General features: G+C 70.0%; 24 protein-coding genes. 13 read left to right on the top strand and 11 right to left on the bottom strand.

Annotated elements, in window-relative coordinates:
* Positions 1-29: 29 nt before the first annotated feature.
* On the top strand, positions 30-479 hold the full coding sequence (locus HNP48_RS01685) for a hypothetical protein (RefSeq protein ID WP_184855112.1): 450 nt from the start codon (positions 30-32) through the stop codon (positions 477-479).
* Positions 480-671: 192 nt separating this feature from the next.
* Positions 672-1,244 (top strand): cob(I)yrinic acid a,c-diamide adenosyltransferase, encoded by a 573-nt coding sequence (locus HNP48_RS01680; protein WP_184855111.1) that lies wholly within the window; start codon positions 672-674, stop codon positions 1,242-1,244.
* Between the two features lie 265 nt (positions 1,245-1,509).
* On the opposite strand, the gene HNP48_RS01675 is transcribed toward HNP48_RS01680, so the two are convergent.
* The 4 genes from HNP48_RS01675 to HNP48_RS01660 all read right to left on the bottom strand — a co-directional run bounded on the left by HNP48_RS01675 (position 1,510) and on the right by HNP48_RS01660 (position 4,976).
* Positions 1,510-2,298: a GntR family transcriptional regulator gene (locus HNP48_RS01675; protein ID WP_184855110.1), complete on the bottom strand. Its 789-nt coding sequence runs from the start codon at positions 2,296-2,298 to the stop codon at positions 1,510-1,512.
* A gap of 73 nt (positions 2,299-2,371) precedes the next feature.
* Positions 2,372-3,607 carry an amidase gene (locus HNP48_RS01670; protein ID WP_184855109.1) on the bottom strand — a complete coding sequence of 412 codons (1,236 nt, stop codon included), beginning with the start codon at positions 3,605-3,607 and terminating at the stop codon, positions 2,372-2,374.
* Between the two features lie 14 nt (positions 3,608-3,621).
* A complete protein-coding gene (locus HNP48_RS01665; RefSeq protein WP_184855108.1) occupies positions 3,622-4,533 on the bottom strand; it encodes a polysaccharide deacetylase family protein in 912 nt (303 codons plus the stop codon).
* The gene (locus HNP48_RS01660) at positions 4,530-4,976 is read right to left on the bottom strand and encodes a nuclear transport factor 2 family protein (RefSeq protein ID WP_184855107.1); all 447 of its coding nucleotides are present in this window, start codon (positions 4,974-4,976) and stop codon (positions 4,530-4,532) included. Before HNP48_RS01660 ends, HNP48_RS01665 begins: the two co-directional genes overlap by 4 nt.
* A 252-nt stretch (positions 4,977-5,228) precedes the next feature.
* Between HNP48_RS01660 and HNP48_RS01655 the strand changes: the two genes are divergently transcribed.
* From HNP48_RS01655 to HNP48_RS01635, 5 genes are all read left to right on the top strand, one after another.
* Complete coding sequence (locus HNP48_RS01655; protein WP_184855106.1) at positions 5,229-6,419, top strand: ABC transporter substrate-binding protein; 1,191 nt, start codon at positions 5,229-5,231, stop codon at positions 6,417-6,419.
* A gap of 79 nt (positions 6,420-6,498) precedes the next feature.
* On the top strand, positions 6,499-7,377 hold the full coding sequence (locus HNP48_RS01650; RefSeq protein ID WP_184855105.1) for a branched-chain amino acid ABC transporter permease: 879 nt from the start codon (positions 6,499-6,501) through the stop codon (positions 7,375-7,377).
* 23 nt (positions 7,378-7,400) lie between these two features.
* Positions 7,401-9,941: a branched-chain amino acid ABC transporter ATP-binding protein/permease gene (locus HNP48_RS01645; protein ID WP_260420047.1), complete on the top strand. Its 2,541-nt coding sequence runs from the start codon at positions 7,401-7,403 to the stop codon at positions 9,939-9,941.
* Position 9,942: 1 nt separating this feature from the next.
* The gene (hpxZ, locus tag HNP48_RS01640) at positions 9,943-10,335 is read left to right on the top strand and encodes an oxalurate catabolism protein HpxZ (protein WP_184855104.1); all 393 of its coding nucleotides are present in this window, start codon (positions 9,943-9,945) and stop codon (positions 10,333-10,335) included.
* 19 nt (positions 10,336-10,354) lie between these two features.
* Complete coding sequence (locus tag HNP48_RS01635) at positions 10,355-11,944, top strand: gamma-glutamyltransferase family protein (protein ID WP_184855103.1); 1,590 nt, start codon at positions 10,355-10,357, stop codon at positions 11,942-11,944.
* Here the strand turns inward: HNP48_RS01635 and HNP48_RS01630 are convergent.
* A complete protein-coding gene (locus HNP48_RS01630) occupies positions 11,941-12,846 on the bottom strand; it encodes a LysR family transcriptional regulator (protein WP_184855102.1) in 906 nt (301 codons plus the stop codon). The two genes, HNP48_RS01635 and HNP48_RS01630, sit on opposite strands and share 4 nt — an antisense overlap.
* Positions 12,847-12,964: 118 nt before the next feature.
* Between HNP48_RS01630 and HNP48_RS01625 the strand changes: the two genes are divergently transcribed.
* The 4 genes from HNP48_RS01625 (at position 12,965) to HNP48_RS01610 (ending at position 18,375) form a co-directional block, all read left to right on the top strand.
* Positions 12,965-14,581, top strand: a complete 1,617-nt coding sequence (locus tag HNP48_RS01625) for an FAD-dependent monooxygenase (protein WP_184855101.1) — start codon at positions 12,965-12,967, stop codon at positions 14,579-14,581.
* A 53-nt stretch (positions 14,582-14,634) separates the two neighbouring features.
* On the top strand, positions 14,635-15,606 hold the full coding sequence (locus HNP48_RS01620; RefSeq protein WP_184855100.1) for a tripartite tricarboxylate transporter substrate binding protein: 972 nt from the start codon (positions 14,635-14,637) through the stop codon (positions 15,604-15,606).
* A 147-nt stretch (positions 15,607-15,753) separates the two neighbouring features.
* Complete coding sequence (locus HNP48_RS01615; protein ID WP_184855099.1) at positions 15,754-16,845, top strand: porin; 1,092 nt, start codon at positions 15,754-15,756, stop codon at positions 16,843-16,845.
* A gap of 9 nt (positions 16,846-16,854) precedes the next feature.
* Positions 16,855-18,375 carry an amidohydrolase family protein gene (locus tag HNP48_RS01610; RefSeq protein WP_184855098.1) on the top strand — a complete coding sequence of 507 codons (1,521 nt, stop codon included), beginning with the start codon at positions 16,855-16,857 and terminating at the stop codon, positions 18,373-18,375.
* Positions 18,376-18,403: 28 nt separating this feature from the next.
* Here the strand turns inward: HNP48_RS01610 and HNP48_RS01605 are convergent, their stop codons facing one another.
* Complete coding sequence (locus HNP48_RS01605) at positions 18,404-18,829, bottom strand: hotdog fold thioesterase (protein WP_184855097.1); 426 nt, start codon at positions 18,827-18,829, stop codon at positions 18,404-18,406.
* A 159-nt stretch (positions 18,830-18,988) separates the two neighbouring features.
* On the opposite strand from HNP48_RS01605, the gene HNP48_RS01600 reads away from it, so the two are divergent.
* Positions 18,989-19,732: a zf-TFIIB domain-containing protein gene (locus tag HNP48_RS01600; RefSeq protein WP_184855096.1), complete on the top strand. Its 744-nt coding sequence runs from the start codon at positions 18,989-18,991 to the stop codon at positions 19,730-19,732.
* Positions 19,733-19,904: 172 nt separating this feature from the next.
* On the opposite strand, the gene ubiM is transcribed toward HNP48_RS01600, so the two are convergent.
* The 4 genes from ubiM to HNP48_RS01580 all read right to left on the bottom strand — a co-directional run bounded on the left by ubiM (position 19,905) and on the right by HNP48_RS01580 (position 23,634).
* Positions 19,905-21,173: a 5-demethoxyubiquinol-8 5-hydroxylase UbiM gene (gene ubiM / locus HNP48_RS01595; protein WP_184855095.1), complete on the bottom strand. Its 1,269-nt coding sequence runs from the start codon at positions 21,171-21,173 to the stop codon at positions 19,905-19,907.
* An 85-nt stretch (positions 21,174-21,258) separates the two neighbouring features.
* The gene (locus tag HNP48_RS01590; RefSeq protein WP_184855094.1) at positions 21,259-21,687 is read right to left on the bottom strand and encodes a hypothetical protein; all 429 of its coding nucleotides are present in this window, start codon (positions 21,685-21,687) and stop codon (positions 21,259-21,261) included.
* A gap of 189 nt (positions 21,688-21,876) precedes the next feature.
* The gene (locus HNP48_RS01585) at positions 21,877-22,776 is read right to left on the bottom strand and encodes an alpha/beta fold hydrolase (RefSeq protein ID WP_184855093.1); all 900 of its coding nucleotides are present in this window, start codon (positions 22,774-22,776) and stop codon (positions 21,877-21,879) included.
* Between the two features lie 252 nt (positions 22,777-23,028).
* Complete coding sequence (locus tag HNP48_RS01580; RefSeq protein WP_184855092.1) at positions 23,029-23,634, bottom strand: TetR/AcrR family transcriptional regulator; 606 nt, start codon at positions 23,632-23,634, stop codon at positions 23,029-23,031.
* A gap of 153 nt (positions 23,635-23,787) precedes the next feature.
* Between HNP48_RS01580 and HNP48_RS01575 the strand changes: the two genes are divergently transcribed.
* Entirely contained in the window at positions 23,788-24,027 is a 240-nt protein-coding gene (locus tag HNP48_RS01575) for a DUF6139 family protein (RefSeq protein ID WP_184855091.1), read from the top strand.
* Positions 24,028-24,063: 36 nt separating this feature from the next.
* Here the strand turns inward: HNP48_RS01575 and HNP48_RS01570 are convergent, their stop codons facing one another.
* A complete protein-coding gene (locus tag HNP48_RS01570; protein ID WP_184855090.1) occupies positions 24,064-25,992 on the bottom strand; it encodes a fibronectin type III domain-containing protein in 1,929 nt (642 codons plus the stop codon).
* Between the last annotated feature and the right edge of the window lie 44 nt (positions 25,993-26,036).

Genomic DNA, 26,036 nt, shown 5'->3' with positions numbered 1-26,036 from the left:
CTTTTCCAACCATCTCAAAGGACCTCCCAATGACCACCAAGCACACCCTCCTCGCTTCCCTGGCTGCCATCGCCTGCAGCGCTGCACTGGCCCAGGCCCCTGTCGGCGTGGGCAAGACGCCGGCCGAAGTGGCGCCCTCTGCATCGGGCGGCGCGGCAGCGGCCATGGCCCAGGACAAGGTCGACAACCGCAAGGCCCACTCGGCCGCCGCCGTGGCCAACCCTGCGGCCGGCATGGGCAAGACCGCAGCAGCGCCGGAGATCGACGCCACGGCGGCTGGCGGCAAGGCGGCCGCCAATGCCGAGAAGAAGACCAACGCCCGCCTGATGGACGCCAACGGCGATGGCATGGTGTCGCGCGCCGAATGGGACCGCTACCACGCCGATGCCTGGTCCAGCATGCAGTCCAGCGCCAAGAACGGCCTGGTCTCCACCGCCGAAATCGATGCGGCCAACCGCCGTGCCGTGGCCGTGCACTGACGGCCGCCATGGCGGCGCCTGAACCTGGGGGCACAGGCCCGGGCCTGCGCCTCCAAACCCCACAGCGGATGGCGCGCAGCCACCGCCGTTTTTCTTGGTGGCCCGATGCGGGACAATGCGGCCACACTGTTCCTTTCCCCGCACCCGCTCGGCGCGCCCGATCCGGGCATGCCGCACCGGAGACCTGCTGCCATGGGCAACCGACTCACCGCCATCACCACCCGCACCGGCGACGCCGGCACCACCGGCCTGGGCAATGACCAGCGCGTGTCCAAGAGCAGCACGCGCATCCATGCCATGGGCGATGTGGACGAACTCAATTCCCACATCGGCCTGCTGCTGTGCGAGACCTTGCCCGACGACGTGCGCACACTGCTGGTACAGATCCAGCACCAGCTGTTCAACCTGGGCGGCGAGCTGTCCATCCCGGGCTACGAGCTGCTCAAGCCCGAAGCCGTGCTGCAGCTCGATGAAGCGCTGGCGCACTACAACGCGTCGTTGCCCAGGCTGCAGGAATTCATCCTGCCCGCGGGCACGCGCGCCGCAGCGCAGGCCCATGTCTGCCGCACCGTGGCGCGCCGCGCCGAGCGCGTGGTCGTGGGCCTGGGCGCCGAAGAGCCGCTCAACGACGCGCCACGCCAGTATCTCAACCGCCTGTCGGACCTGATGTTCGTGCTGGCGCGCGTGCTCAACCGCATGGATGGCGGGGACGATGTCTATTGGCAAAGCGAGCGCCTGGCCCGGTCGCGAGCCGCTGACAATTGAGAAGAAGCTTTTGCGGTCGTATCAGTTATTCATTGCGCTGCACGCCACCCACGACGCATGAAACTGGCGCGGCCAAGGCCAGTGCTCCCGTGCAAGGGCCGCCCCGCCGCACCGGGAGCGTCCCCCTCCCGACTCGCGCAGCGAGGCGAGAGAGGGGCTGAGGGCCGCGGCTCCAAGCCTGCCTGCGCAGGCTTGGACGTGCCCGAAGAGCCGCTGCCTCTGGCGGTGGTGCCGAGGCGCGAAGCGACTCAGGGGGTGTTTCACTTCAGGCCATGCCCAGCATGCGCGCCAGGTTGTTGTCGCTGCGCTCCTGCTGCAGCGTGATGCTGTGCTCCAGCGCCAGCAGATGGGCCTCCATCTCGCGCGCGGCGCCTTCGGCATCGCCCTGGGCGATGAGGTCCACCACGCGCGCATGCTCCTCGTGCTCGCACGAGGCCTTGCCGGGCGGCTCGTAGAGCGCCACGATCAGCGAGCAGCGCGAGACCAGCTCCATCAGGTAGCGCTGCAGCACCGGGTTGCGCGACAGCTCCGCCAGGTGCAGGTGGAAGGCGCTGGCCAGGCGCGCCCAGGCGGGCTGGGTGAAGCGGTGCATGGCATCGTGCTCTGCGGCCAGCTGGCGGCGCAGGGAGGCGATGTCCTCGGGCGTGGCGTGGCGCGTGGCCAGGCGCACGATGGCGCCCTCGAGCGCGCGGCGTGCCTCGAAGACCTGGCGTGTCTCTTCGGGCGTGGGTTCGGCCACGATGGCGCCGCGGTTGGGGCGCAGCTCCACGATGTGGTCGTGCGCCAGCGCCTGCAGCACCTTGCGCACGGTGGCGCGGCGCACATCGAACAGCTCGCACAGCGAGGCCTCGGGCAGCTTGGTGCCCGGCGTCAGGCGCTGGGTCATCACGCTCTCGTAGACCGTGTTGTAGATGCGTGTTTCCACATCGTCGCCCGTGCGCAGGCCCGGCAGGCCGGGCAGGTCGCTTTCCTGCAGGGGGGCAGCGGGCTTGGCAGAGGGGAGGGGAGCCCGCGCTGGCTTGGCGCTGGCGCGGGGAGTTGTCTTGGTGGCCATGGTGTTCGCCCGGAACGCCTGCGGTCGGTCGTCGCGCGGTCCGGCGGATGTTGTTGCCCCCATTGTCGCGCCTTCAGCGTGCGCCGTCCTGCAGTCCCTGCCAGGTGCGCCAGGCCTGCACGGCCAGGCGCACCAGCGCCAGGTCGCTGCGGGCGGGGCCGATCAGCGACACCCCCGCCGGCAGGCCGCCGGCCGTGGCCAGTGGCAGGCTGACCTGGGGCAGCCCGGCCAGGCCGGCAATGCAGCAGATGCGCAGGGTGCGCGCGCGGATGGCGTCGATCTCCGGGCCGCCTGCGCTGCGCAAGGGTGCCACGCTGGCGGCCGAGGGCACGACGAGCACCGCGCCTGCGTTCACCAGGGCCCGCACCTGGGCGCGTGCCGCCAGGCCTGCGTTGAACGCGTCGTCCGCGGCGTCGGCCGTGACCTGCGAGGCGGCCTGCCAGCGGCCGGCAATCGCTTCGTCGAAGCCGGGTGCGTGCTGCGTGATCCAGCGGCCATGGGCGTGCCAGGCCTCGTAGGCGCCCCAGGCCACGTAGTGGCGGCGCCAATTTTCCAGCGAGCTGCCCTGGGCTGCCGTGGCCATGGCCCATCCCTGGGGCAGCAGCGTGGCGAGCACGTCGGCCACCTGGGGCAAAAGGGCGGCGACCTCCGCGTCGGCCTCGGCGGCCGCGTCCTGCAGCAGCAGGGCGCGCGTGGCCGAAAAAGGGGTGGCGGGCAGCAGTGCCTGGGCCACGCGCTCGAAGGTGCCCGCATCGTGTGCGAACCAGGTCGCGGTGTCGAAGCTCTCGTGCAGCGGCACCAGCCCGGCGCGCGGGACCAGGCCATGCGTGGTGCGCAGGCCCCACACGCCGCAGTAGCTGGCAGGCACGCGGGTGGAGCCACCCGTGTCCGTGCCCAGCGCAAAGTCCACCAGGCGCGCGGCCACGGCCGCGACCGAGCCGCTCGACGAGCCACCCGGGATGCGCTCGGGCGCAGCGCTGTTGAGCGGCATGCCGTAGTGCCGGTTGTGGCCGTGGATGCTGTAGGCCAGCTCGTCGGTGATGACCTTGCCGCACAGCGTGGCCCCGGTATCGAGCACCTGCTGCACCAGCGCGCTGTGGCGCGTGGGCACGGGGTGGCTGGCCAGCCAGGCGGGGTTGCCCGCGCCCGTGGGGTGGCCGGCCACGTCGAACACGTCCTTGGCGGCAAAGCGCAGGCCGGCCAGCGGGCCCGCCGGGGCGCCATCCAGGGTGAAGTGCCCGTGCGGCACCCAGGCCTGCACGGTGTCGATGAAAGGGAGCCCGGGGCGGGCAGGGGAGGGGGTCTGCATGGGCGGTGGACGGGTCAGAGGGGGAAGAGGGCGTCCACATGCGCGCAGAGGGCGCCGGGCGTGGTGAACCAGATGGCGCCGGCATCGCGTGCGCGCGCCACGTGCGAAAGGGCCCGGCGCAGGTGGCGCAGCCGGTAGGGCTGCCCCACCAGGTAAGGGTGCAGGGCAATGCCCATGACCAGCGGCTCCCTGGCTGACTGCTGCAGCATCTCGTCGAAATTGTCGACAATCATCTGCGCGAAATCCTTGCCGTCGAGCTGGCGCGCAATGATCATCGGGATGTCGTTGAGCTCCTGCGGGTAGGGCACGGACCACAGGCGCTGGCCGCTGCGCGTGTGCATGGGCACGGGCTGGTCATCGTGCGCCCAGTTCAGGGTGTAGCGGTAGCCGGCCTCGGCCAGCAGGTCGGGCGTGGTGGGGCTCTCCGAGATCCAGGGCGAAAGCCAGCCTGCGGGCACCGTGCCGCTCTCGGCGGCGATGCGCCCGCGGCAGGCGGCCAGCAGCGCGGCCTCCTGGCCTTCAGCGAAGTCGCCCTGGCGCTCGGCATTGGTGTGGCCGTGGCCGATCAGCTCGTCGCCGCGCGCCGCGCAGGCCGCCAGCAGCTCGGGGCAGTGGTCGTACAGGGCCGTGTTCAGGATGCAGCCGGCCGGCAGGGCCAGCTGGTCGAACAGTTCCAGGCAGCGCCATGCGCCCACGCGGTTGCCGTATTCGCGCCAACTGTAGTTGAGCACGTCGGGCTCGGGCGATGCCGGGCCGATGCGTGCGCCCAGCCCGCCGCCAAAGGCGAAGTGCTCCAGGTTGAAGCCCAGGTACACGGCCAGGCGTGCGCCGTTCGGCCAGGTGTAGTCCGGCCGGCGGGTGATGGGGCTGTAGTCGAAGCGGCCATGCGTGGGCAGCGGACCGTCGCCATAGATGCTGGTGATCATGCGCCGGCCCCCGGTGTGGTCCAGGGCGCGGCCAGGCCGGCGCGCACCAGCAGCCACTCGGCGCTGTCGTTCCACACATCCATCTGCACGATCAGGCCGCGGCGCAGCACGTAGCGGTCCACATAGCGGTTGCCCTCGAAGGGCGTGCCATCGGGCCAGGCGCCGTAGAGCGTACCGGTGTTGTAGACCACGGCCTCCTCGTGCGTGGCGCCGGCCACCACATCGGTGCTCTCGAACTTCTTTTTCACCCAGGCGTAGCGCGTGGCGTTGAAGGCGCTGCATTCGGCGGGCTGGCGCATGGGGCGCCCGCCCGTGAAACGGATGGCCAGGCCAGGCGCCACGAAGCGGCTGGCGGCCACGGGGTCCGGAACCATCACCAGGCGCAGGAATTCTTCGACGATGGCCCCGGCGTCCTGGCCGGGAGGGGTGGTGTGCTGCTGCATGTTGGTGCTCCTGATTGCACCGCTTGGGTGCGCAATGCTGCGGATTGGGGCAAAACGGCGGAAATGCCGGTGTGGTTTGTTTGTCAGCAAAGCATGTGCCAGATTGTCGACAATTGGATATTGGATAAGTTGCCAATGAATATGATTATTTGTTGACATTGGCACGGTGCTTGCTGGTGGCAGCGGTGTGGCGGTGAGAACCCGCCTTCGATCCATTCCCTTCGTCCACCCGCAACCGCAGGAGAACCCGCCATGCCATTCCCCACCACCCGCCGCCGCTTCGCCGTGGCCACGCTTGCCACCGCTGCCGCCTGGGCCGCCCTGGGCGTTGCCCATGCGGCCGAGCCGATCAAGGTCGGCCTAGTCACGGCCTTGTCGGGCCAGTCCGCGCTGGCGGGCGATGCCATCACGCGCGGCCTGACCATCGCCATCGAGGAAATCAATGCCAAGGGCGGCCTGCTGGGCGGCCGCAAGCTCGAACTGGTGCGCCGCGACGACGAGGCCAACCCCGCCAAGGGTGTGACGGCCGCGCGCGAGCTGATCTACAAGGAAAAGGTGGCCGTGCTCTTCGGCGGACTCGACACGCCCGTTTCCATCGCGATCGTGCAGCTGGCCAACCAGGAGAAGGTGCCCTTCATGGGCCCCTGGGCCGCCGGCACACCGGTGACCAAGAACGGCGCCAAGCCCAACTTTGCGTTCCGCGTCTCGGCCGTGGACGAGATCGTGGACCGCGGCATGCTGGCCTATGCGCAAAAGACCTTCAACGCCAAGAACCCCGGCATGATCCTGGTGAACAACCCCTGGGGCGAATCGAACGAGAAGGGCCTGACCGCGGCGCTCAGCGCCAAGGGCATGAAGCCCGCCGGCATCGAGAAGTTCGGCGACAGCGACGTGGACGTGGTGCCCCAGCTTACGCGCCTGAAGGCCGCGGGCGCCGACGCGCTGTTCCTGGTGGGCAACGTGGGCCCCTCGGCCCAGGTGGTCAAGTCGCTGGACCGCATGGGCTGGCAGGTGCCCATCGTTTCGCACTGGGGCCCCGCGGGCGGCCGTTTCACCGAACTGGCCGGCCCCAACGCCAAGAACGTGCACTTCGTGCAGACCTACAGCTTCTTCGGCAAGCAGGGCCCGGTGGGCGAGAAGGTGGTGGCCGCGCTCAAGGCCAAGTACCCCGACATCAAGGGCCCCGACAACATCACCCCCGCCGTGGGCGTGGCCAATGCCTACGACGCCATGCAGCTCGCCGCCCTGGCCATCACCCAGGCCGGCAGCACCGAAGGCGACGCCGTGCGCCAGGGCTTCTACAAGATCGGCAAGTACGAGGGCCTGATCAAGGCCTATGACAAGCCCTTCAACGAAGCCAACCACGATGCGCTGAGCGAGAACGACTACGTGTGGGCGCAGTTCATCGGCAACCGCATCCTGCCGGTGGGCCTCGAAAAATAAGCCCTGCATGCCACGCGGTCCTGCGCCCTGCATGGTGCGGGACCTTTCCTGCTTCTCCCCTTCTTCTTCGATCACCACGATGCTCTTTCTCTCCGCCCTCATCAGCGGCATCGGCCTGGGCAGCATGTACGGGCTCATGGCCCTGGGCTTTCACGTCACCTTCGTGGTCTCCGGCACCGTGAACTTCGCCCAGGGCAGCTCCATGATGCTGGGCGCCGTGCTCACCTATGGTTTCGCCATGGTGCTGGGCTGGCCCATGGCGCTGGCAGTGTTGCTGGCGCTGCTGCTGTGCGCACTCTATGGCCTGGCCGTGGAGTTCTTCGCAGTGCGGCCCTTCGCGCGCCGCAACTCGGACGCCTGGCTCATGGCCACCGTGGCGCTGGGCATCGTGGTCGACAACCTGGCCATGTTCACCTTCGGCAAGGAGCCGCGCAGCTTGCCTTCGCCCCTGGCCCAGGCGCCCATGACCCTGGGCGGCCTGGGGCTGGGCGTGTACCCGCTGCAGCTGCTCATCCCGGCCATCGGCCTGGTGTTGGCGGCGGTGCTGCACTTCGTGGCGCGGCGCACGCGCTGGGGCACGGCCATGCTGGCTGTGGTGCAGAACCGCGATGCGGCGCGGCTCATGGGCATTCCCATCGGGCGCGTGGTGGCGACGGCCTTTGCGCTGTCGGCCGTGTTTGCGGGCGTGGCCGGCGTGCTCATCGCTCCGCTCGTGAACGTGCAGTCCGACATGGGCACGCTGTTCGGCCTCAAGGCCTTTGCGGTCGCCATCCTGGGCGGCATCGGCAGCGCCTGGGGCGTGATGGCCGCGGGGCTGATCTTCGGTGTGGCCGAGGCATTGATCACCGCCACGCTGGGCTCGGGCTACACGCAGATCCTCACTTTCTCGCTCGTCATCGTGGCGCTGGCCGTGCGCCCCAACGGGCTGTTCGGGCGTGCCCTGGTGCGCAAGGTATGACGAAGAAGACAACGCCTCTTTCCATGCAGACTGCACCCCTTCACCTTTCTTCGTCCGCGCGCGGGCTGGCTATGCCGGCGCTGCTGGGCCTCACCGCGCTGGGTGTGGCCGTGGGCCTGGCGCTGGCCACGCAGGTCAACGGCTACTACGTGTTCGTGCTGGCCAACGTGGCACTGCTGGCGCTGGTGGGCATCGGCCTGAACGTGCTGCTGGGCCTGTCGGGCCAGGTGTCGTTCGGGCATGTGGGCTTCTACGCCATCGGCGCGTATGCGGTGGCCATTCTCACCACCAAGGCGGGCTGGAGCTTCTGGGCTGCGTGGCCCGTTGCTGCACTGCTGGCCGGCGCCATGGGTGCGCTGCTCGCCTTGCCGGCGTTGCGCGTCAAGGGCCCGTATCTCGCCATGGTGACCATTGCCTTCGGCCTGATCGTGGAGCACAGCGCGGTGGAGATGCGCGACCTCACGGGCGGGCAGAACGGCATCATGGGCATTGCCGCGCCGGCGCTGGGTATCGACGCTCTGCGTGGCGAGCGCGCCATTGCGGTGCTGGCCGTCGTGGCCGCGGCGGTGGCGCTGCTGGCCTTTGTGCGCCTGTCGCGCGGGGCCTGGGGCGCGGCGCTGCGCGCGGTGCGCGACTCCGAGACGGCGGCCGAGTCCATCGGCCTGAACCCGCTGGTGGTCAAGACCATGGCCTTTGCTGTGTCGGCACTGCTCGCGGGGCTGGCGGGCGGGCTGTATGCACCGCTGTCGGGTTTCGTCACGCCGCACAGCTTTTCCTTTCTGCAGTCCATCCTCTTCGTGCTGGTGGTGATGATCGGTGGCGCGGGCAGCATCGCCGGGCCGCTGGTGGGTGCGGTCATCGTGGGCCTGCTGCCCGAGCTGCTCTCCAGCCTGGAGGAATACCGGCTGCTGTTCTTCGGCGCACTGCTGCTGGTGGTGCTGTGGGTGGCGCCGCAGGGCCTGGTGGGCCTGCTGGCGCGCCTGCGCCGCGCGGCGCCCGGCGCTGCATCCCCCGATGCCGCCCAAGGCGATGCCTTGCCCGCGCTACAGCCTGTGGAAGCCCGCGCGCTGAGCGCACAAGGCCTGTCCATGGTGTTTGGCGGGGTGCGCGCGGTGAGCGAGCTGTCCTTTTCCGTGCGCCCCGGTGCCGTCACCAGCCTGATCGGGCCCAATGGCGCGGGCAAGAGCACGGTGCTCAACATGCTCAGCGGCTTCTATACCCCCACCGCTGGCGGTTCGCTGCTGGGCAGCGAGCCACTGCAGGGCCGGGGCGCCTGGCGCATCGCGCGGGCCGGGGTGGCGCGCAGCTACCAGACCTCGCAGCTCTTCGGCTCGCTCAGCGTGCTCGACAACGTGGCCCTGGCGCTGGCGCGCGGCACGCTGGGCCCGCTGCTGGGCGATGGGCGGGTGTGCTCGCCCGGTGCGCGCGACGAGGCACGGGCATTGCTCGCCTGGTGCGGCTACCGGGGCGCCGTGCAGGTGCCCGCGGCCGACCTTGCGCATGTGGACCGGCGCCTGGTCGAGATCGCGCGCGCCCTGGCCATGCGGCCCCAGGTGTTGCTGCTCGATGAACCGGCTGCGGGCCTGTCCACCGAGGACAAGGACCAGCTCTCGGCGCTGCTGCGCCGAATTGCCGACCAGGGCGTGGGCGTGCTGCTGGTGGAGCATGACATGGCGCTCGTCATGGGCCTGTCGGACCATGTCGTGGTGATGGAATCGGGCCGCCACCTGGCCGAGGGCACGCCGGCCGAGGTGCAGGCCCACCCCGCCGTGCGCAAGGCCTACCTGGGCGAAGGCGCGGGTGGCGCGGTGGCCGTGCATGCCGCCGCCGACCGCGGCCTGCCCACCGATGCGCCCGAGGTGCTGGGCGTGGGCCGGCTCACCACCGGCTACGGCGCCGAGCCCGTGCTGCACGCGGTGGACCTGCGCGTGCGCCAGGGCGAAATGGTGGCCCTGCTGGGTGCCAACGGCGCCGGCAAGTCCACGCTGATGCGCACCCTGGCGGGCCTGCACCGGCCCGTGGAGGGCGGCATCCACCTGCAGGGGGTGGAGCTGGGGCCGCTGCGCGCCGAGCAGATCGTGGCGCGCGGCCTGGTGCTGGTGCCTGAGGGGCGCCAGGTGTTTCCTGAGCTCTCGGTGCTCGACAACATCCGCCTGGGCGCGTTCCTCCATCCCGAGGGCCGCGAGGCACGCGTGGAAGAGATGCTGCAGCGCTTTCCGCGGCTGCGCGAGCGCCTGCACCAGCGCGCCGGCCTGCTCTCGGGCGGCGAGCAGCAGATGCTGGCCATCGCCCGCGCCCTCATGAGCCGCCCGCGCGTGCTGCTGCTCGACGAGCCCTCGCTGGGCCTGGCGCCCAAGGTCATCGAGGAGCTGTTCGCCTCGCTCGCGCGCCTGCGCGACGAATCCATGACCCTGGTGCTGGTGGACCAGATGGCGGCGCTGGCGCTGTCGCTGGCCGACCGGGCCTATGTGCTCGAAGGTGGCCGCGTGGTGGCCCAGGGCACGGCAGCCGAGATCGCGGCCAACGATGCGCTCACACGGGCGTATCTCGGCGGGGGACATTGACATGAACGACGGCACCACCAGCATCAACCTGCCCGATGTCCTCGCCGAGGTCACGGCCGCGTTTGCACGCTACGAGCATGCCCTGGTCCACAACGAGGTGGAGGTGCTCGACGCGCTGTTCTTCCACAGCCCGCACACCGTGCGCTACGGCGCCACGGAATGCCTCTACGGCATCGATGCCATCCGCGCCTTCCGCAGCGGCCGCTCGCCCGCAGGGCTGGCGCGCACGCTGCGCAACACCTGCATCACGACCTACGGGCGCGACTTCGCCACCGCCAGCACCGAATTCACGCGCGAAGGCAGCGCCCGCACGGGCCGCCAGCAGCAGACCTGGGTGCGCATGCCCGGACAGGGTTGGTGCGTGGTCGCGGCGCATGTATCGTTGATGGATTGAGAAACCGGGAGACTTTTCGATGTTGCACAGTCTGCAAAGCCGCGGTGGCATGGTCACCGCACCCCACCACCTGGCCGCACAGGCCGGCGCCGCCGTGCTGCGCGAAGGCGGCAACGCGGTCGAAGCCATGGTGGCGGCGGCCGCCGCCATCGCCGTGGTCTACCCGCACATGAACGGCCTGGGCGGCGATGGCTTCTGGCTCATCCACCAGCCGGGCGCGGCGGCCCCGGTGGCCGTGCGCGCCTGCGGCGGTGCGGCCCGGGCGGCCGATGCCGCGTTCTACCAGGCACATGGCGATGCGGCCATTCCCACGCGCGGTCCGCGCGCGGCGCTCACCGTGGCCGGTGCCATCGGCGGCTGGGCAGAGGCGCTGGAAGTGGCGCGCGGCTGGGGCGGCAAGCCGCTGCCGCTGGCGCGCCTGCTGGAAGACGCGATCCGCCATGCGCGCGAGGGCGTGCCCATCACCACCTCGCAGGTGGAGTTGACCCGCGCCAAGTGGGCCGAGCTCGAACATGTGCCCGGCTTTGCCGCCGCCTTTGCGCCCGAGGGGCAGCCGCACCGCGGCGACACGCTGCGCCAGCCGCGCACCGCGGCCACGCTGCAGCGCCTGGCCGAGGCCGGGCTGCACGACTTCTACCGCGGCGACCTGGCGCGCAGCATGGCGCGCGATCTGCAGGCCCTGGGCAGCCCGCTGGCGCTGGCCGACCTGGAGGGCTGGCATGCGGCGCGGGTGGCACCGTTGTCGGTGCAGCTCTCGGCCGGCCGCGTGTTCAACCAGCCGCCGCCCACGCAGGGTGTCTCGTCGCTGGCCATCCTGGGTCTGTTCGACCGCCTGGGCGTGGGCCAGGCCGAGGGCTTTGCCCATGTGCATGGCCTGGTGGAATCCACCAAGCGCGCCTTCGCCTGGCGCAACCGGCATGTGGGTGACCCGGCCTTCATGCAGGCCGACCCGGCCGCCTTCCTGCAGGCCGCGTCCCTGGAAGCCGAGGCCGCGCGCATCGACAAGCAGCGCGCCGCACCCTGGCCCGAACCCACGGAGCCCGGCGACACCGTGTGGATGGGTGCCGCCGATGCACACGGCAATGTCGTGAGCTACATCCAAAGCATCTACTGGGAGTTCGGCAGCGGCATCGTGCTGCCCGAGACCGGCCTGCACTGGCAGAACCGCGGCGCCTCGTTCACGCTGGGCGCGGGGCCCAACCAGCTGGCGCCCGGGCGCCTGCCGTTCCACACCCTCAACCCTGCGCTGGCGCACCTCAAGGACGGGCGTGTGCTGGCGTACGGCACCATGGGCGGCGAGGGCCAGCCGCAGACCCAGGCGGCGGTGTTCACGCGCCATGTGCTGTTCGGGCAGGACATGCAGGCCGCCGTCACGGCGCCGCGCTGGCTGCTGGGCCGCACCTGGGGCGACCAATCCACCAACCTCAAGCTCGAATCGCGCGCCGACCCGGCCCTGGTGGACGCCTTGCGCGCCGCCGGCCACGACGTGCAGGTGGTGGGCGCCTTCGAGGACATGATGGGCCATGCCGGGGCGGTGGCCTTCCACCCCGATGGCCGCATCGAGGGCGCGACCGATCCGCGTGCCGACGGGGTCTGCGCCGCCGTTTAGGCGCCCGGCGGTACCACCAGGTGGTTCGCCTCGCGGCGCAGCATGTCGCAAAAGTACTCCGCTGCGGGTGTCAGCGGCATGCCACTGCGGGCCACCAGGCAGATCGGCGGCGCGGGGATCAGCTCGCGCACCGGGATCTGCTGCACCATGCCGAACAGGGGCGACTGCGTCCACTGGATCGGCAGCACCATGAGCAGGTCCGAATAGACCATGGAGGTGAGGAAGGTCAGGGTGGAGTGCGAGCTCATCACCAGGCGGGGTGGGGGCAGGCCATGCTGCTGGAAGAGCGGACCGATCTCCTCCTCGGCCTTGTAGGTCACGGAACTGGTGATCCATTCCGCACCGGCCAGGTCCTTGAGCGAGCGCGCACCCGCCAGCGGATGCCCCTTGCGGCCGACGACGACGCGCGTGTTGTCGAACAGCTTTTCCACCACCAGGCCGGCCGCCGTGTCGGCGGGCGCGGGTCCCACATAAAAGTCCAGGCTGCCGTCGAACAACCGGCTCTCCACGCGCGGGTACACCGCGTCCATGATGTCCAGCTTGACGTCGGCATAGCGCTGGCGAAACGCGCGCAGCGCCCCCGGGTACAGCGCCAGGTGCGGCACGCTGGACATGGCGATGGCCAGGCGGCCGTGCACCTGGCCGCGCATCTGCTCGATCTCCTCGCGCGCACGGCGTACGTTCTCCACCACCGACTTGGCCCGGCGCAGAAAGACCTCGCCCATGGGCGTGAGGGCCACGCCCCGGCTGCCGCGCTCGAACAGCGGCACGCCCAGGTCCTTTTCCAGCTCCTGGATGCTGTGGCTCAGGGCCGCTTGGGCGCTGCCCAACTGGCGCGCCGCGCCACGCAGGCTGCCACGCTCGGCCACGGCCAGGAAATCGCGCAGGGCATTGAATTTCATAGGCGGGTTTGGTGATCGTAAATTTCGATCAGTCAGCGTATTTTGCCGTCTTTCACGACCACGGGCCACTGCCTACGATCGCCCCCATGTTCTTGATGCCGATCCAGAAAAAGTCCCCATGAAATCCGTTCAGGTCCTCATCGTAGGCGCCGGCCCCGTCGGCCTGGCGCTGGCCATAGAGCTCGGCCACCGCGGCATCCGCTGCCTGCTGGTGGAGCGCAACGACCGTGTGGGCTATGCCCCGCGCGCCAAGACGACGAATGTGCGCACCCGCGAGCACCTGCGCCGCTGGGGCATCGCCGACCAGCTGCGCGCCGCCTCGCCGCTGGGCATGCACTACCCCTCCAACGTGGTCTTCGTCACCCGCCTGGCCGGGCCGGAGCTGACCCGTTTCGAGAATGCCATGTATTGCGCCCCCGGGCGCAACCCGCTGTACTCCGAGCACGCGCAATGGATCCCGCAGTACACGGTGGAGGAGGTGCTGCGCGCCCACGCCCAGTCGCTGCCGACGGTGGAGCTGCGCTTCAACTGCGAACTCAGCGGCTTCGCGCAGGACCAAGAGGGTGTGGAGGTGCACCTGCATGACCGCACCGATGAGACCGACTTCTGCGTGCGTGCCGACTACCTGGTGGGGGCCGACGGTGCACGCAGCAAGGTGCGCGAGCTCATCGGTGCGCGCATGGAGGGCACCTACGGCCTCTCGCGCAACTACAACATCGTGTTCCGTGCCCCGGGCCTGGCCCAGGCCCACCGCCACGGCCCGGCCATCATGTACTGGCAGGTCAACAACGAGCTGCCCAGCCTCATCGGCCCCATGGACCGGGGCGATACCTGGTTCTTCATGCCCACGCGGGTGCCCGAAGGCGTGAAGCTCTCCGACCTGGACGCCGCCGCCATGATCCGCCAGGCCACGGGCCTGGACCTGCCCTACGAGGTGCTGAGCAGCGATGAATGGGTGGCCAGCCGCCTCATCGCCGACCGCTACGCGGACCGCCGTGTGTTCCTGGCCGGCGATGCCTGCCACCTGCACCCGCCGTTTGGCGGCTACGGCATGAACATGGGTGTGGCCGACGGCGTCGACCTGGGCTGGAAGCTCGCCGCCCGGCTGCAGGGCTGGGGTGGCGATGCCCTGCTGGCCAGCTACGAGGCCGAGCGCCGGCCCGTGCACGAATGGGTGATGGCCGAGGCCGAGGCCAACCACGCCGTGCTGGGCAACCAGCTGTCCGCTGCCGGGGTGGAGGACGACACGCCCGAGGGCGAGCGCCTGCGCGCAGAGATCGGCGTGCGCATCCAGGCCACGAAGCTGCGCGAATTCGCCACGCTGGGCGTGGTGCTGGGCTACCGCTACGAGGATTCGCCCGTGGTCGTGGCCGATGGCACGGCGCCGCCCGCCCGGGATTTCATCAACTATGTGCCCACGTCCCGCCCGGGCAGCCTGGCGCCGCACGCCTGGCTGCACGACGGCAGCTCGCTCTACGACCTGTTCGGCACCGGCTTCACCCTGCTCGCCGCCGCGCAGGCCGACCGCGCGGACCTGGACCGCATCCGCGCGCAGTGCGAAGCTGCGGGCGTGCCGATCCAGGTGCTGCAGTGCGAGGAGGGCGGCATCGCCAGCCTCTACCCGGCGCGCTACACCTTGATCCGCCCCGACCAGCATGTGGCCTGGCGCGGCGACGCCTGGCCCGAAGATGGCCGGGGCCTGCTGGAGCGCGTGACCGGGCGTGCCCCGGGGTAGCAGCCATCCAAGAATTCCACCAGGTCAGACATCAAAAACAACGGAGACAAGACATGCCAACCATCACCCGCCGCACCGCCGGCCTTCTGGCCCTGGCGGCCCCCTTCGCCGCCTGGGCCCAGCCCGCGCCGGGCCTGCCTCTGCGCATCACCACGGTGTTTCCCACCGGCAGCGGCCCGGATGTGGTGGCCCGCATCGTGGGTGAGAAGCTGCAGGCCCGCTGGGGGCGGGCAGTGGTCATCGACGCCAAGCCCGGTGGCGCCGGCATGGTGGCCATCAATGGCGTGAAGGGCGCAGCGCCCAATGGCAGCGAGCTGGTGGTGGTCGACGTGGGCAACATGTCCATCAACCCCCTCATCTTCAAGCGGCTCTCCTATGACCCCGACAAGGACCTGGTGCCGGTCGCCCTGCTGTACAAGACGGCGTTCTTCGTCGCCGTGGGCGCCAACAGCCCTCACAAGAGCGTGCAGGAGCTGATGGTCGCCGCCGCCGACAAGCGCAAGCAGCTGACCTACGGCTCCAACGCCGTGGGCGGGCCGATCCACCTGGCCTCCGAGCGCCTGGCGCATGCCGCCGGCGTGGAGATGGTGCACGTGCCCTTCAAGGAGACCAGCCAGCTCTACACCGCGGTGGCCACGGGCGAGGTGGACTGGGCCTTCGGCTCCATCGCCACGGCGGGTCCGCTGGTGCGCGGCGGCAGGCTGCGCCTGCTGGCCGTGGCGGACAGCGCGAAGTCCCCGGCCATGCCCGAGGTGCCCACGCTGGAGAGCGCAGGCGGCCCCAAGGGCCTGTACGCCTCCACCTGGGTGGCACTCATGGCCCCGCGCGGCACCCCTGCGGCGACGGCCGCCGACATCAACAAGGCCGTGAACGAAGCACTGGCCCTGCCCGACGTGCGCGAGAAGTTCGCCACCTTCGGCTTCGTGCCCCACCCCGGCCCGGCGCAGCAGGTGCTGGACCTCATGCAAGAGGACCGCGCACGCTATGCCGAGGTGGTCAAGCGCGTGAAGATTTCCATCGACTGACGCAGACCCGCGGCGCACCTGCGGTGCCGCTGTCCCTCCCGTGCATCGCCCTGCGGGTGCGATGGGGGAGGGCGGCGCAGCCCTGGCCGAGAGCGCTCCAACGTGCTCCCCAAACACGACGACTTTCAAAAGAACGGAGACATGGACATGAAAACAACCCTCCTGGCCGCCACGCTGGGCCTGCTGGCGACGGCCGCCGCTGCCCAATCCTCGGTCACGATCTTCGGCAACATCGATGCCGACATCGCCCACTACCAGCTCAACGGCGTGCGCAAGACCCTGCTGGGCAGCAGCGGCGGCTCGCCCAGCCTGCTGGGCTTTCGCGGCACCGAAGACCTGGGTGGCGGCCTGGTCGCGGGCTTCTGGCTGGAAGCCGCGCTGCTCAACGATACCGGCGCGGGCACGGCGGGGGGTGCCCTGGCCTTCCAGCGGCGCAGCACGGTGGGCCTGAGCGGCCCCTGGGGCGAGGTGCGCCTGGGCCGCGAGAACGCGCCCACGTTCTGGAATCACCTGGTGTTCGACCCTTTCAATGGCGTGGGGCCGGGTGCCGCGACCAACATCGCCATCGGTGCCGGTGGCAACGGGGGCTCCAGCGCCAACCCGCTGACCTCGGTGTATGTGGACAACACCGTGAGCTACCGCTTCGGCTATGCGCCCAACAGCTCCTCGTACGTGGGGCGCGGCTTCTACGCCCAGGCCATGCATGCCTTCGCCGAGAACAGCGGCAGCGCAGCGCCCCTGGGCCGCTACACCGGCGCACGCGCCGGTTATGCGCAGGACGGCCTGAATGCCGCCGTCGCCTATGCCCAGTCACGCGGTCCGGCGGCCTATGGCGGGCCGGCGGGTGGTGAAGTCAGGGAGTTCAACCTGGGGGCCTCGTACGACGCGGGCTTCGCCAAGTTGATGGCGCATGGCGGCTTCAATGCAACGGGCGTGGCGGGCACGCGCTACACGCACTGGGGTGTGGGTGCGACGATTCCGGTGGGAGTGGTCGGCTACATCCCCGTGTCCTACCACCGCACGCGGCGCGACAACGCGCAGGGCAGTGGGGCACAGCAGGTGGCGGTGGGCTATGTCCACCTGTTGTCCAAGCGCACGGCGGTCTACGGCAGCATCGCCCATCTGCGCAACCGGGGCGGAGACACTTTTACCTTCCGCGGCGGCAATGGCGGCAGCTCGGGCCTGGCCGGGGGTGGCTCCGGCACGGGCTACGACATCGGCATCCGGCACAGCTTCTGAGGACCTGCCATGAAAATCCTGACTTCCCTGGCCACCGTGGTGGCCGCCCTCGCTGCGGCGGCGGCCCTGTCCTCATGCAGCCAGCAACCCCCGCTGGCGGCGATCGACCAAGGCCTGGTACTGCGCAATGTGCATGTCGTGGACACGCGCGACGGCACGCTGCAGCGCGGGGTCCACGTGGTCATCCAGGGCGGGCGCATCCAGGCCATCAGCGCGTCGCCCGTGCGCACCGGCGCTGGCGCGCAGTCGGTGGACGGCGCGGGCCGCTACCTCGTGCCGGGCTTCCTGGACATGCACACCCATGCGGCGCCCACGCTGGGATCGGAGCCCAACGGCTTCACCGTGCTGCTGGCCAACGGCGTCACGGGCATCCGCGAGGCCGGCGGCTCGCCGGCGCTGATCGCTGCGGTGCGCCGGCACAACGCCGCCGTGCAGTCGGGCTCTGCCGCCGGGCCCGAAGTGCTCATGGTGCCCAGCCTGATCTATGCCGGGCAGGCACCCACGCCCGAGGGCGCGCGCCAGTTCGTGCGCGAGCGGCTGGCCGAAGGGGCGGATTTCATCAAGATCGTGGGCGGCCCGCCGGCCGCCTTCCTGGCCGCGATCGACGAGGCGCGCCGACAAGGATCGCATGCGGCCGGCCACATGAGCCCGGCGGTGAGTGCGGCCGCAACCTCCGAAGCCGGCTACCGCTCCATCGAGCACCTGGGCTCGGGCATGGGCCTGCTGCTCGACTGCTCGGCCGAGGAGGTGTCGATCCGCGCCGCAGCCCTGGCACTGCGGGTGCCGCCGCCCACGCAGGTCATCAACCCGCGCCTGGCCGATGGCAATGCCTATGCCGACCTGACCCTGCGGCTCATCGGCAGCTACGACGCGGCCAAGTGTGCGCGCCTGGCCCGGGTGTTCGCGCAGAACGGCACCTGGCAGGCCGCCACGCTGATCCGGCTGCGCACCCAGGCCTATGGCAATGACCCGGCCTACCGCAACGACCCCAACCTGCAGTACGTGGACAAGGCCCGTGCAGCGCAATGGGCCGGCATCGGCGCGCAGTTCGACGCCACCCTGTCGGCCTCGGCCCGGGCGGGCCTGCAGTCGTTCTACCAGCTGCAGCGCAGCACCGTGAAGCTGCTGCAGGACCAGGGCGTGAAGATCCTCGCTGGCTCGGACCTGGGCGGGGGCTGGCTCGTGCCTGGCTTCAGCCTGCACCAGGAGTTCGCCGAGCTGCGTGCCGCCGGCCTTACACCCCTGCAGGTGCTGCAGGCAGCCACGCTGAACGGGGCGCAGTTCGCGGGGCGCGAATCCACCCTGGGTACCGTGGAGCCGGGCAAATGGGCCGACCTGGTGCTGCTGGATGGCAACCCGCTGGAGGACGTGCGCAACCTCGATCGCATTGCCTCGGTGGTGCTGCGCGGCCGGCATTTTCCGCGCGCGGAACTGGACCGCATGCTGCAGCAGGTCGCGGCCGGCTATGCGGCCCAGGCGCCGCGGCCCCAGGCAGCGCTCGAAGACCCCACGCACCCGCCGCACCACTGAGCGGCGCGGGAGCGGGGAGGGGCAGGAATCAGCGCGGCGCCAGGATCGCCATGGTGATGCGCGACACGCAGGTCATCTCGCCCGCGTCGTTGACCATGTCGATCTGCCAGACATGGGTGGTGCGGCCGATGTGCACCGGGCGTGCCGTGCCCGTGACCCAGCCGGATTGGGTGGAGCGCAGGTGGTTGGCGTTGATGTCGAGGCCCACGGCGCGGTAGCCCTCGGGGCAGGCGTGGGCCGCACCCACCGATCCCAGCGTTTCGGCCAGCACCACGCTGACACCGCCGTGCAGCAGGCCGTAGGGCTGGTGGGTGCGCTCGTCCACGGGCACGCGGCCGCGCACGAAGTCGTCGCCGACCTCCAGGAACTCGATGCCCAGGTGCGGCACGGCCGTGCGCAGGCTGTGGTGGGTGAGCGATTCGACGGTGATGGGTTTCTTCCAGATGGCAGGCATCGTTGTACTCTTCTTTTCTCTCGCAGAGGGCGCCGGCAGGCGCCCGTCGGGTTGGCAACACGCCATTGTGCTTGGGTTCGGCGGGCCGGGCGCGTCGCCTGCGGCTCAGGCGGCTGCCGCGCTACCATGGGCGCATTCCCGCCGGCTTTGCCTTCGTCCATGCAGCACCTTCCCTCTTGCCCCTCCTGCCGCCAGCCCATGGAGGAGCACCGCTTCGCCACCAACCTGGGCGGCGAACTGGCGCTCGACATCTGCTTTCCCTGCCAGGGCATCTGGTTCGACCGGCACGAGAACCTCAAGCTCGCGCCCGCGGCGGTGGTGGAGCTGTTCAAGCTGCTGCACGAGCACCGCACGGACGAGCGGCGCCCCTTGCAGAACAGCATGGCCTGCCCGCGCTGCGTGCGCCCGCTGGCGCATGGCTTCGATGTGGTGCGCAGCGGCCGCTATGTGCTGTACCGCTGCGCCAGCCAGCATGGCCGGTTCAGCACCTTCTCGTCCTTCATGGTGGAAAAGGGCTTTGTGCGCCACATGACGAAGCCCGAGGTGGCGGACCTGGCCCAGCGCGTGGGCGCCATCTACTGCACGAGCTGCGGCGCGCCCGTGGACATCCGCAAGGACCACGCCTGCCCCTATTGCCGCGCGGCGTTCTCGCTCATCGACCCCGAGGCCGTGAAACGCGCGCTGGAAGGCTATGCCCAGGCCGGCCAGCGTGCCGCCCAGTTGCACCCACCCCAGCGCACGGACCTCGCGGATGCGCTGGTGTCGCTGGAGCGCGACCGCACGCGCGCCGAGCGCGAGCGGCAGAAAGAGCGCTTCAGCAGCGCCAGTGCGACCGAGGCGAGCGTGACCGGCGATCTGCTCATTGCCGGGGTGGCCCTCGTCTGGGGCATGCTGAGTTCCTAGTGTGCTGCCCCGCAAATAGGTGGCAAAACTAAAACCGATGGATTTCGCGCCATGGCAAGGCGCAAACCGCAGCGATAGCTCGTGCTATCGCGAGGATTGGCAACGCAGCCATGGTGTGAAAGACGCGGTTTTGGTGCCACTTATTTGCGGGACAGCACACTAAGCCAGGCGCTCAGTCCCAGGGCCGCAGCGTGGTCCGGTGGGCCGGCGCGGGTGCGCCCATGGGGCCCGTGAGCTGCCCCACGATGGCCGCCCGCAACGGCGGCAGGCGCCGGGCCAGCTGCAGCACGCCCTGGCGCAGCAGGCGGGGCAGCGGCCGGGCGTCGGTGTACAGCCGCACGATGGCGTTCGTGCCCTGGTACAGGGGCCAGGCATGGCGGTGGTGGGCGCTCGCATAGCGGGCCAGCGCGGCTGCATGGCCGGTGTCGTGCCCCTGGTGGCGGCCCGCGACCAGGGCGGCCACCAGCCGTTCCACGCCCGCCAATCCCAGGTTGAAGCCATGGGCCGTCACCGGGTGCATGCCCACGGCGGCATCGCCCAGCAGCGCGCAGCGCGGGCCCGCAAAGCGCTGGGCATACACGCCCACCAGCGGATAGGCATGGCGTTCGCCGTCCAGCGCCATGGGCCCCAGGCGCTGGCAGAACTGGGCCTGCACTTCGGCGGCAAAGGCCTCGGGCGGCAGGGCCAGCAGTGCGGCCGCATCGGCGGCACCGGCCGTGACCACCACGGAGCAGACGGCTTGGCCGTCGGGCGTATCGGGCAGGGGCAGGATGGCCAGCGTGCGTGTGTAGCCAAAGCATTCGTGGGCCGTGCCGCCATGGGGCAGGGCGTGGCGCATGCGGCAGACGATGACCGTGCGGCCAAAGTCGGTGGTGTCCGCGCCGATGTCCAGTTGGCGGCGTGTGGCCGAAAAGCGGCTGTCGGCCGCTACCAGCAGGGGCGCTTGCAAGCGCAGCGATTGCGTGGCATCTGTGTCCTCGGCCGGGGCCAGCCTGCAATCGACCTCCGCGTGGCTCGCTCCGGTGGCGACCCGGTTCACCTGGGCGCCGGTGAGGATGCGCACACCTGCGGTGCGGGTGGCCACGGCATGGGCCGTGCGCCGCAGCGCGTGGTTGGGCACGATGGCGCCCAGTGCCTGTGCGCCGCCAGTGTGCAGGCGCAGGGGGCCATGGCGGCCTGGCGGGCCGTCGTGCACCTGCGCTTCGCGGATCTGCCCACGTTCATGGGCCTGCAGGCCGGCCCAGGTGCCCAGGCGCTGCAAGGTGGCCACGCTGGGGTGGGTGAGCGCGATCTCGCGCCCATCGGGCGCCGGGTCCGCCAGCGCGGCCTCGGGCTGCCGCTCCACCACGGTGGTGCTGAAGCCGGCCTGCGCCAGCGCGATGGCCAGCGAAAGCCCGGCGGGGCCTGCGCCCACGATGAGAACGTCACACGGCGAAGTCATGGCAACAGGGGGAAAGGGAACGCACCCTCCATCAGGTGCGCGGCCCATTGTGCTGCCCTGACGCCAGCAGGGGCTTTGCCGCAGGTCAAGCCTTGCGCGGCTTGGCGGGCTTTTTCTTCTTGGAGGGAGTCGCCTTGCTGCCGCCACCGCGCAGGTGCAGCACCCAGGCGACGGCCAGCCACAGGTAGGCCAGCGGCACGGAGTACGCCGCCACGGCGGCCAGCGACAGCGGCGGCGCCGCGATCGAGCGCGGGTTGGCAATGGTCTGCAGCAACTGGCGCGTGCCATCGCCCAGCACCGGCGTGCCCTGCACCCCGCCCGTGCGCGACATGCGCGCCGCCATGAAGAGCATGAATTCCATCAGCAGCGCGCCGATCAGGAAGCAGGCCACCAAGGCCAGCAGCTGCAGGAAGGCCTGGCGGTTGCCCTTGGCCAGGAAGAAGAGGGCGGACACCGCGACCAGGGCGAGCAGCACCCAGACCAGAATGGGCCAGGCGGACATGAGCAGGGGCATCGAAAACTCGGGTCGGCAAAAGCGATGCTGCCGATCATAGGCCTGCAGGTCGGTTCCTATCGGTTTTTCATGGTGCGTTGTGTAACCCGCAACGCACGATACTGGCGTGGCCAGGGCCAGTGCCCCCGCGCAAGGGCCGCCCCGCCGCGCTGGGGGCGTCCCCCTTCCAGGGGGAAGGCGCGAAGCGACTCAGGGGGTTTTCTGTATGAAATCCGCCACGGCGTGCAGCACGGCCGCGTCCTGCAGCAGCTTGCGGTGGCCCAGGCCGTCGGTGGCCAGCAGCTGCGCACCGGCGATGTGGTCGCGGTAGGCCTCGCCATCGGCAAAGCGGTTGATGCGGTCGCCCCGGTCGTGCACGACCAGTGTGGGCAGCGCGATGCGCGGCCCCACGGCCTGGGGTTCGAACTGGGGCATGAGGATGCCTTCGCGCGCCTCGATGTGGCGTTCCATCGCGGCGCGCGTGGCCTCGGTCAGGCCGAACACCTGGGCGAACAGGCGGGTGTACTCGCGCGGCGATGCGGGCGGGGCCAACAGCACCAGCCGGGTGGCCGGCAGACCCCGGCTCGCGGCATGGGCCGCCGCGTTGGCCGCCAGGGAGTGGGCCGCCACGGCGGCCAGCGCATGGCCCCGGGACTGCAGGCGCGCTGTGGCGTATTCCAGGGCGCGGGCGAACTGCGGCAGGTTGCTCACCCGGCCCCGGCTGCCGCCGTGCGCGGGCAGGTCCACCAGCACGGGCTGCAAGCCGCGTGCGGCCAAGGCCTCGGCCAGGGGCAGCATGTGGCGCGCATGCCCGCCCCAGCCATGGGACAGCAGCACCACAGGGCCATCGGCCGGCAGGTCGCTGCGCGTGTAGAGCGTGATTTCGGCGTCTTCGAAGGGCCAGCGCTCCGCGTGCCAGCCTGCGGCCGGAAGGGTCTGTTGGCCGGGTTTGCGCAAGGGCAGGGGGGTGCCGAAGAGGCGGTAGGCCGTGCGCACGGCGAGCAGCGGCCACAGGCGTTGCGCCGTGCCCAGTGCCAGGCGCACCAGGCGCATGCCGGCATGGGCGCCGTAGAAGTTCGAGGTGGCCTGCACGGCGGTGGACTGGCTCATGGTGGGGCTCCGAAAGAGAGGAGGGAAGATGCACGGGAAGAGAAGAGGACTCCGGGTCAGTAGAAGACCCAGTCGCGGTTGCTGCGTGGAAGCCGGGCCAGCGTCTGGCGCACGGCATGGAGGGCGCCGGCCACCAGGGCGGCGGCAATGGCAAGGCCTGCAAGGATCAGCATGGTGTTTTCCTTTCTTCGCACGGTTGTGCGAAATTCGGGCGAACTAAAAGCAAGGGTTTCCAAGGCCACACCCCGGGGGTCAGGCGGTCTGGTAGCTCTTGACGAGGCGCGCCCAGGACGCCTCGGTGCGTTGCACAGCCTGCGGATCGCGCAGGAAGCGCACGTCGTGCAGCAGGCCCATGATCATGGAATAGATCTCGGCGACCAGCTGGTCGGGTGGGGTCGCAGCAGGCAGGTGCCCGGCTTCGATGGCCTGCAGCACGGTGCGGCGCAAAGCAGCGCGCCAGCGCGTGATTTCCGTGTGCAGCAGGTCGCGCAGCTCGCCATCGCGGTCATCGAGCTCGAAGGCGCCAGCGGTGTAGATGCAGCCTGTGAAGGCCTCCACATCGCGGGTGCGCGCGATCCAGCGGCGCACGATTTCCTGCAGGCGCGGCAGCCCTTTGGGGTGCTGCATGGCAGGCACGAACACATCGGCCAGGAACCGGCGCCCGAACTCCTCGATCACCGCCTTCTGCAGTGCCTCGCGCGAACCGGCACGCGAGAACACCCCGCTCTTGGACAGCCCCACCCGGTCGGCCACGGCCTGCAGGGTGATGGATTCGAGCCCGTCGGACGCGGCAATGTCCAGCGCCGCGCCGACGATGGCGGCGCGCGTGAGCTCGGCTTTCTGGGTCTTGGCGTCCATGGTGCAAATTTAGCACGATTGTGCGAAAAGCAAAATACCCTATTCGGAAAGAGGGCACACCGATGGCCCTGATGCCAGCGCGAGTTTTTCCTACGGCGGTCCCGGGGCCCGGGGTTTAGAGTGGCCGGTCTTGCAATCGCCAAAGGACCAACCATGCGCGTGGACATCTACCGCCGGGCCGAAGCCGCGGGCCGTTTCACCCACCTTGCCGTGCCGGAAGGCAGGCGCATCCCTGAGGAAGCGACCAACACGGACTGGGACACCGAGGTGAGAGGCCAGGACCTGGACGAAGATGCCGAGCGCTGGGAACATTACGGCATCGTGCAACCTGGCGCCCAGCTCAAGGAGAAGGGCTATGCCATTACGGGCCTGAACGAGCCGGAAGGCGGCTGAGCTTCGCTCTCGCGGGGCAGGGCGCGCATTGCGCGCTCAGTCCACCTGCACGCGTATCGGCTGGGAGTGGCGCACCACGTCCCAGCCATTGGCGTCCACGCCGTCAATCACCACCAGGTGCAGATCGTGGGTTCCCCGTGCCAGGCCACCGGTGTTGAGCGACAGCTCGATGCGGCCGTTCCAGATGGTCCAGGACTGCACTTCGCGGACCTTGGCCTGCGCCAGTGCGACGGAATCGCGCAGTTCCACGCGCTTCCAGCCCGAGCTGGCGTCGTTGCCGATGATGACCCGGCTGTCATCGGAATACAGTTCGCGTACCTGCGGCTTGGGCAGCGGATTGTCCACGCCGTCCTCGCGCTGGCCGAAATTGCCGAAGTAGTTCTGCTCGATGAAGTAGCGCAGCCGCATGCCCGGGTCGGCATAGATCTTTTCGGCCTGGCGGTTCTGGTTGACCCAGGTTCGGCCGTTCTTGTGCACCCGCGTGATCAGCTTGCCATCGTTCAGGCCCTGCGTGCCGGTATAGACCAGGATCTCCATCAGCACCCAGTCGCTGTTGCTGTCGGGGGCTGCCTGGTAGTTCCAGTAGGTGCTCTTGTCGGATGCCGAGCGGTTGACGTAGGTGACCAGTCCGGCCACCTTGGTCTGGTTGTGCACCTTGATCTCGGTGTCGCCGTCGACCACGGTGTCTTCCCAGTTCACCCGCTCATGCTTCCATTGGTAGCTCTTGGCATAAGGCAGGCCATCGAGAAGGACCACGTTGCGCACCCAGTGGGCCTTGTAGAAGTGGCGCTGCTCGGGGATGGACGCCCCCGGGTCGAACCGGCGCACGGCGTTGTAGTTGCGCGAATCCTCGGGCGTGAACAGCACCTTGCCGCGCCGGGCGTCGAGCGCGACGGTCGTGGGGCCGCCCAGCTGGTTGAAGCGCCACCCTTGCGCATTCGCCGGTTTGGCGCCGACGGCTGTGGATTCCACCAGACCCGAGGAACCTCCCAGGAAGGTGTGCACCACATCGGCCGTGCCCAATGCGCCCTGCACGGTGACTTTGTCACCATGCCGGTAGACGGACGCATCTGCCCATGCCACGCTGCTGCGCTCGGATGCATTGCCCGCTGCATCGTAGGCCTCTACCTCCAGCAGGGGCTTCTGGCCCGGCGCGAGGCCGGTCAGCGCATGGCTGGTCCCCGCCACGGTGGCTGCCAACCCGCCGTCGACGTAGACACGGTAGCCCACCACGGCCACGTTGTCACTGCTCGCTCCCCATTGCAGCAGCACCGACGTGGCGGATGGGTTGCTGACCGCCAGGCCTGGCGGGGCACTGGGGGCGACGCGATCTCCCGCGGGAACCGGCGCTGGCGTGCCACCTGCCCCCGTGCCCGGTGAGGTGGCCGAAGCGGGCGCAAGCCCATCGCAGCGTTCGCGCGCTGGCTCATGGCCTGCGAACTGGCCTACGATGCCGAAGCGCTGGCGTGCCAGCAGGTCGCCAAAGCTCTGCGGGCCTGTGGCTCCGTAACCGACGAACAGTGTGAGACCGGGCAGGGTGCTGGCCTCACGCAGTCCTGGCTCGGCGAGGCTGACATCCAGCGTGTTCACCCCCGCGCCGTGGGCGCGTTGCGGATGTCGAACGGCGAGTGCCGCAGCGGGCACCACCGCGTTGCCGGGCGACACCAGCACCCAATGGCCCTGCGTGTTCTGGAAGGCCCACTGCCCCTGGTAGGTGGCCCCCTTGTAGAGATCGAACGATGCCTCCGGGCTTTCGCCGCTGAAATCCAGCCGCCCCTGGGCGAGCAATCCCTGGTTTTTCTGGAAGCAACTGCTGGAGTCGAGCAGCGCCGGTGCCAGCTGCGGCGCCGCATGGGCGGCACCGGCACAGCACAGGCCCAGCAGAGCCAGGGCGGTTGCAGCAGCCGAAGCGCAGGGGGTTGGGGCAAGAGGCGCTGCGCCCTTACGTGCCGTGTTGTGTTGCATGGGAATCCTTCCCCGGGAAATCGGGTGGTTGGGTCGCTGAGTGC

Source organism: Acidovorax soli (assembly GCF_014207955.1).
Classification (GTDB): Bacteria; Pseudomonadota; Gammaproteobacteria; order Burkholderiales; family Burkholderiaceae_C; genus Acidovorax; species Acidovorax soli_A.
Note: the sequence above shows the minus strand (reverse complement) of the source record. Positions and strands in the feature narration are given on the sequence as shown.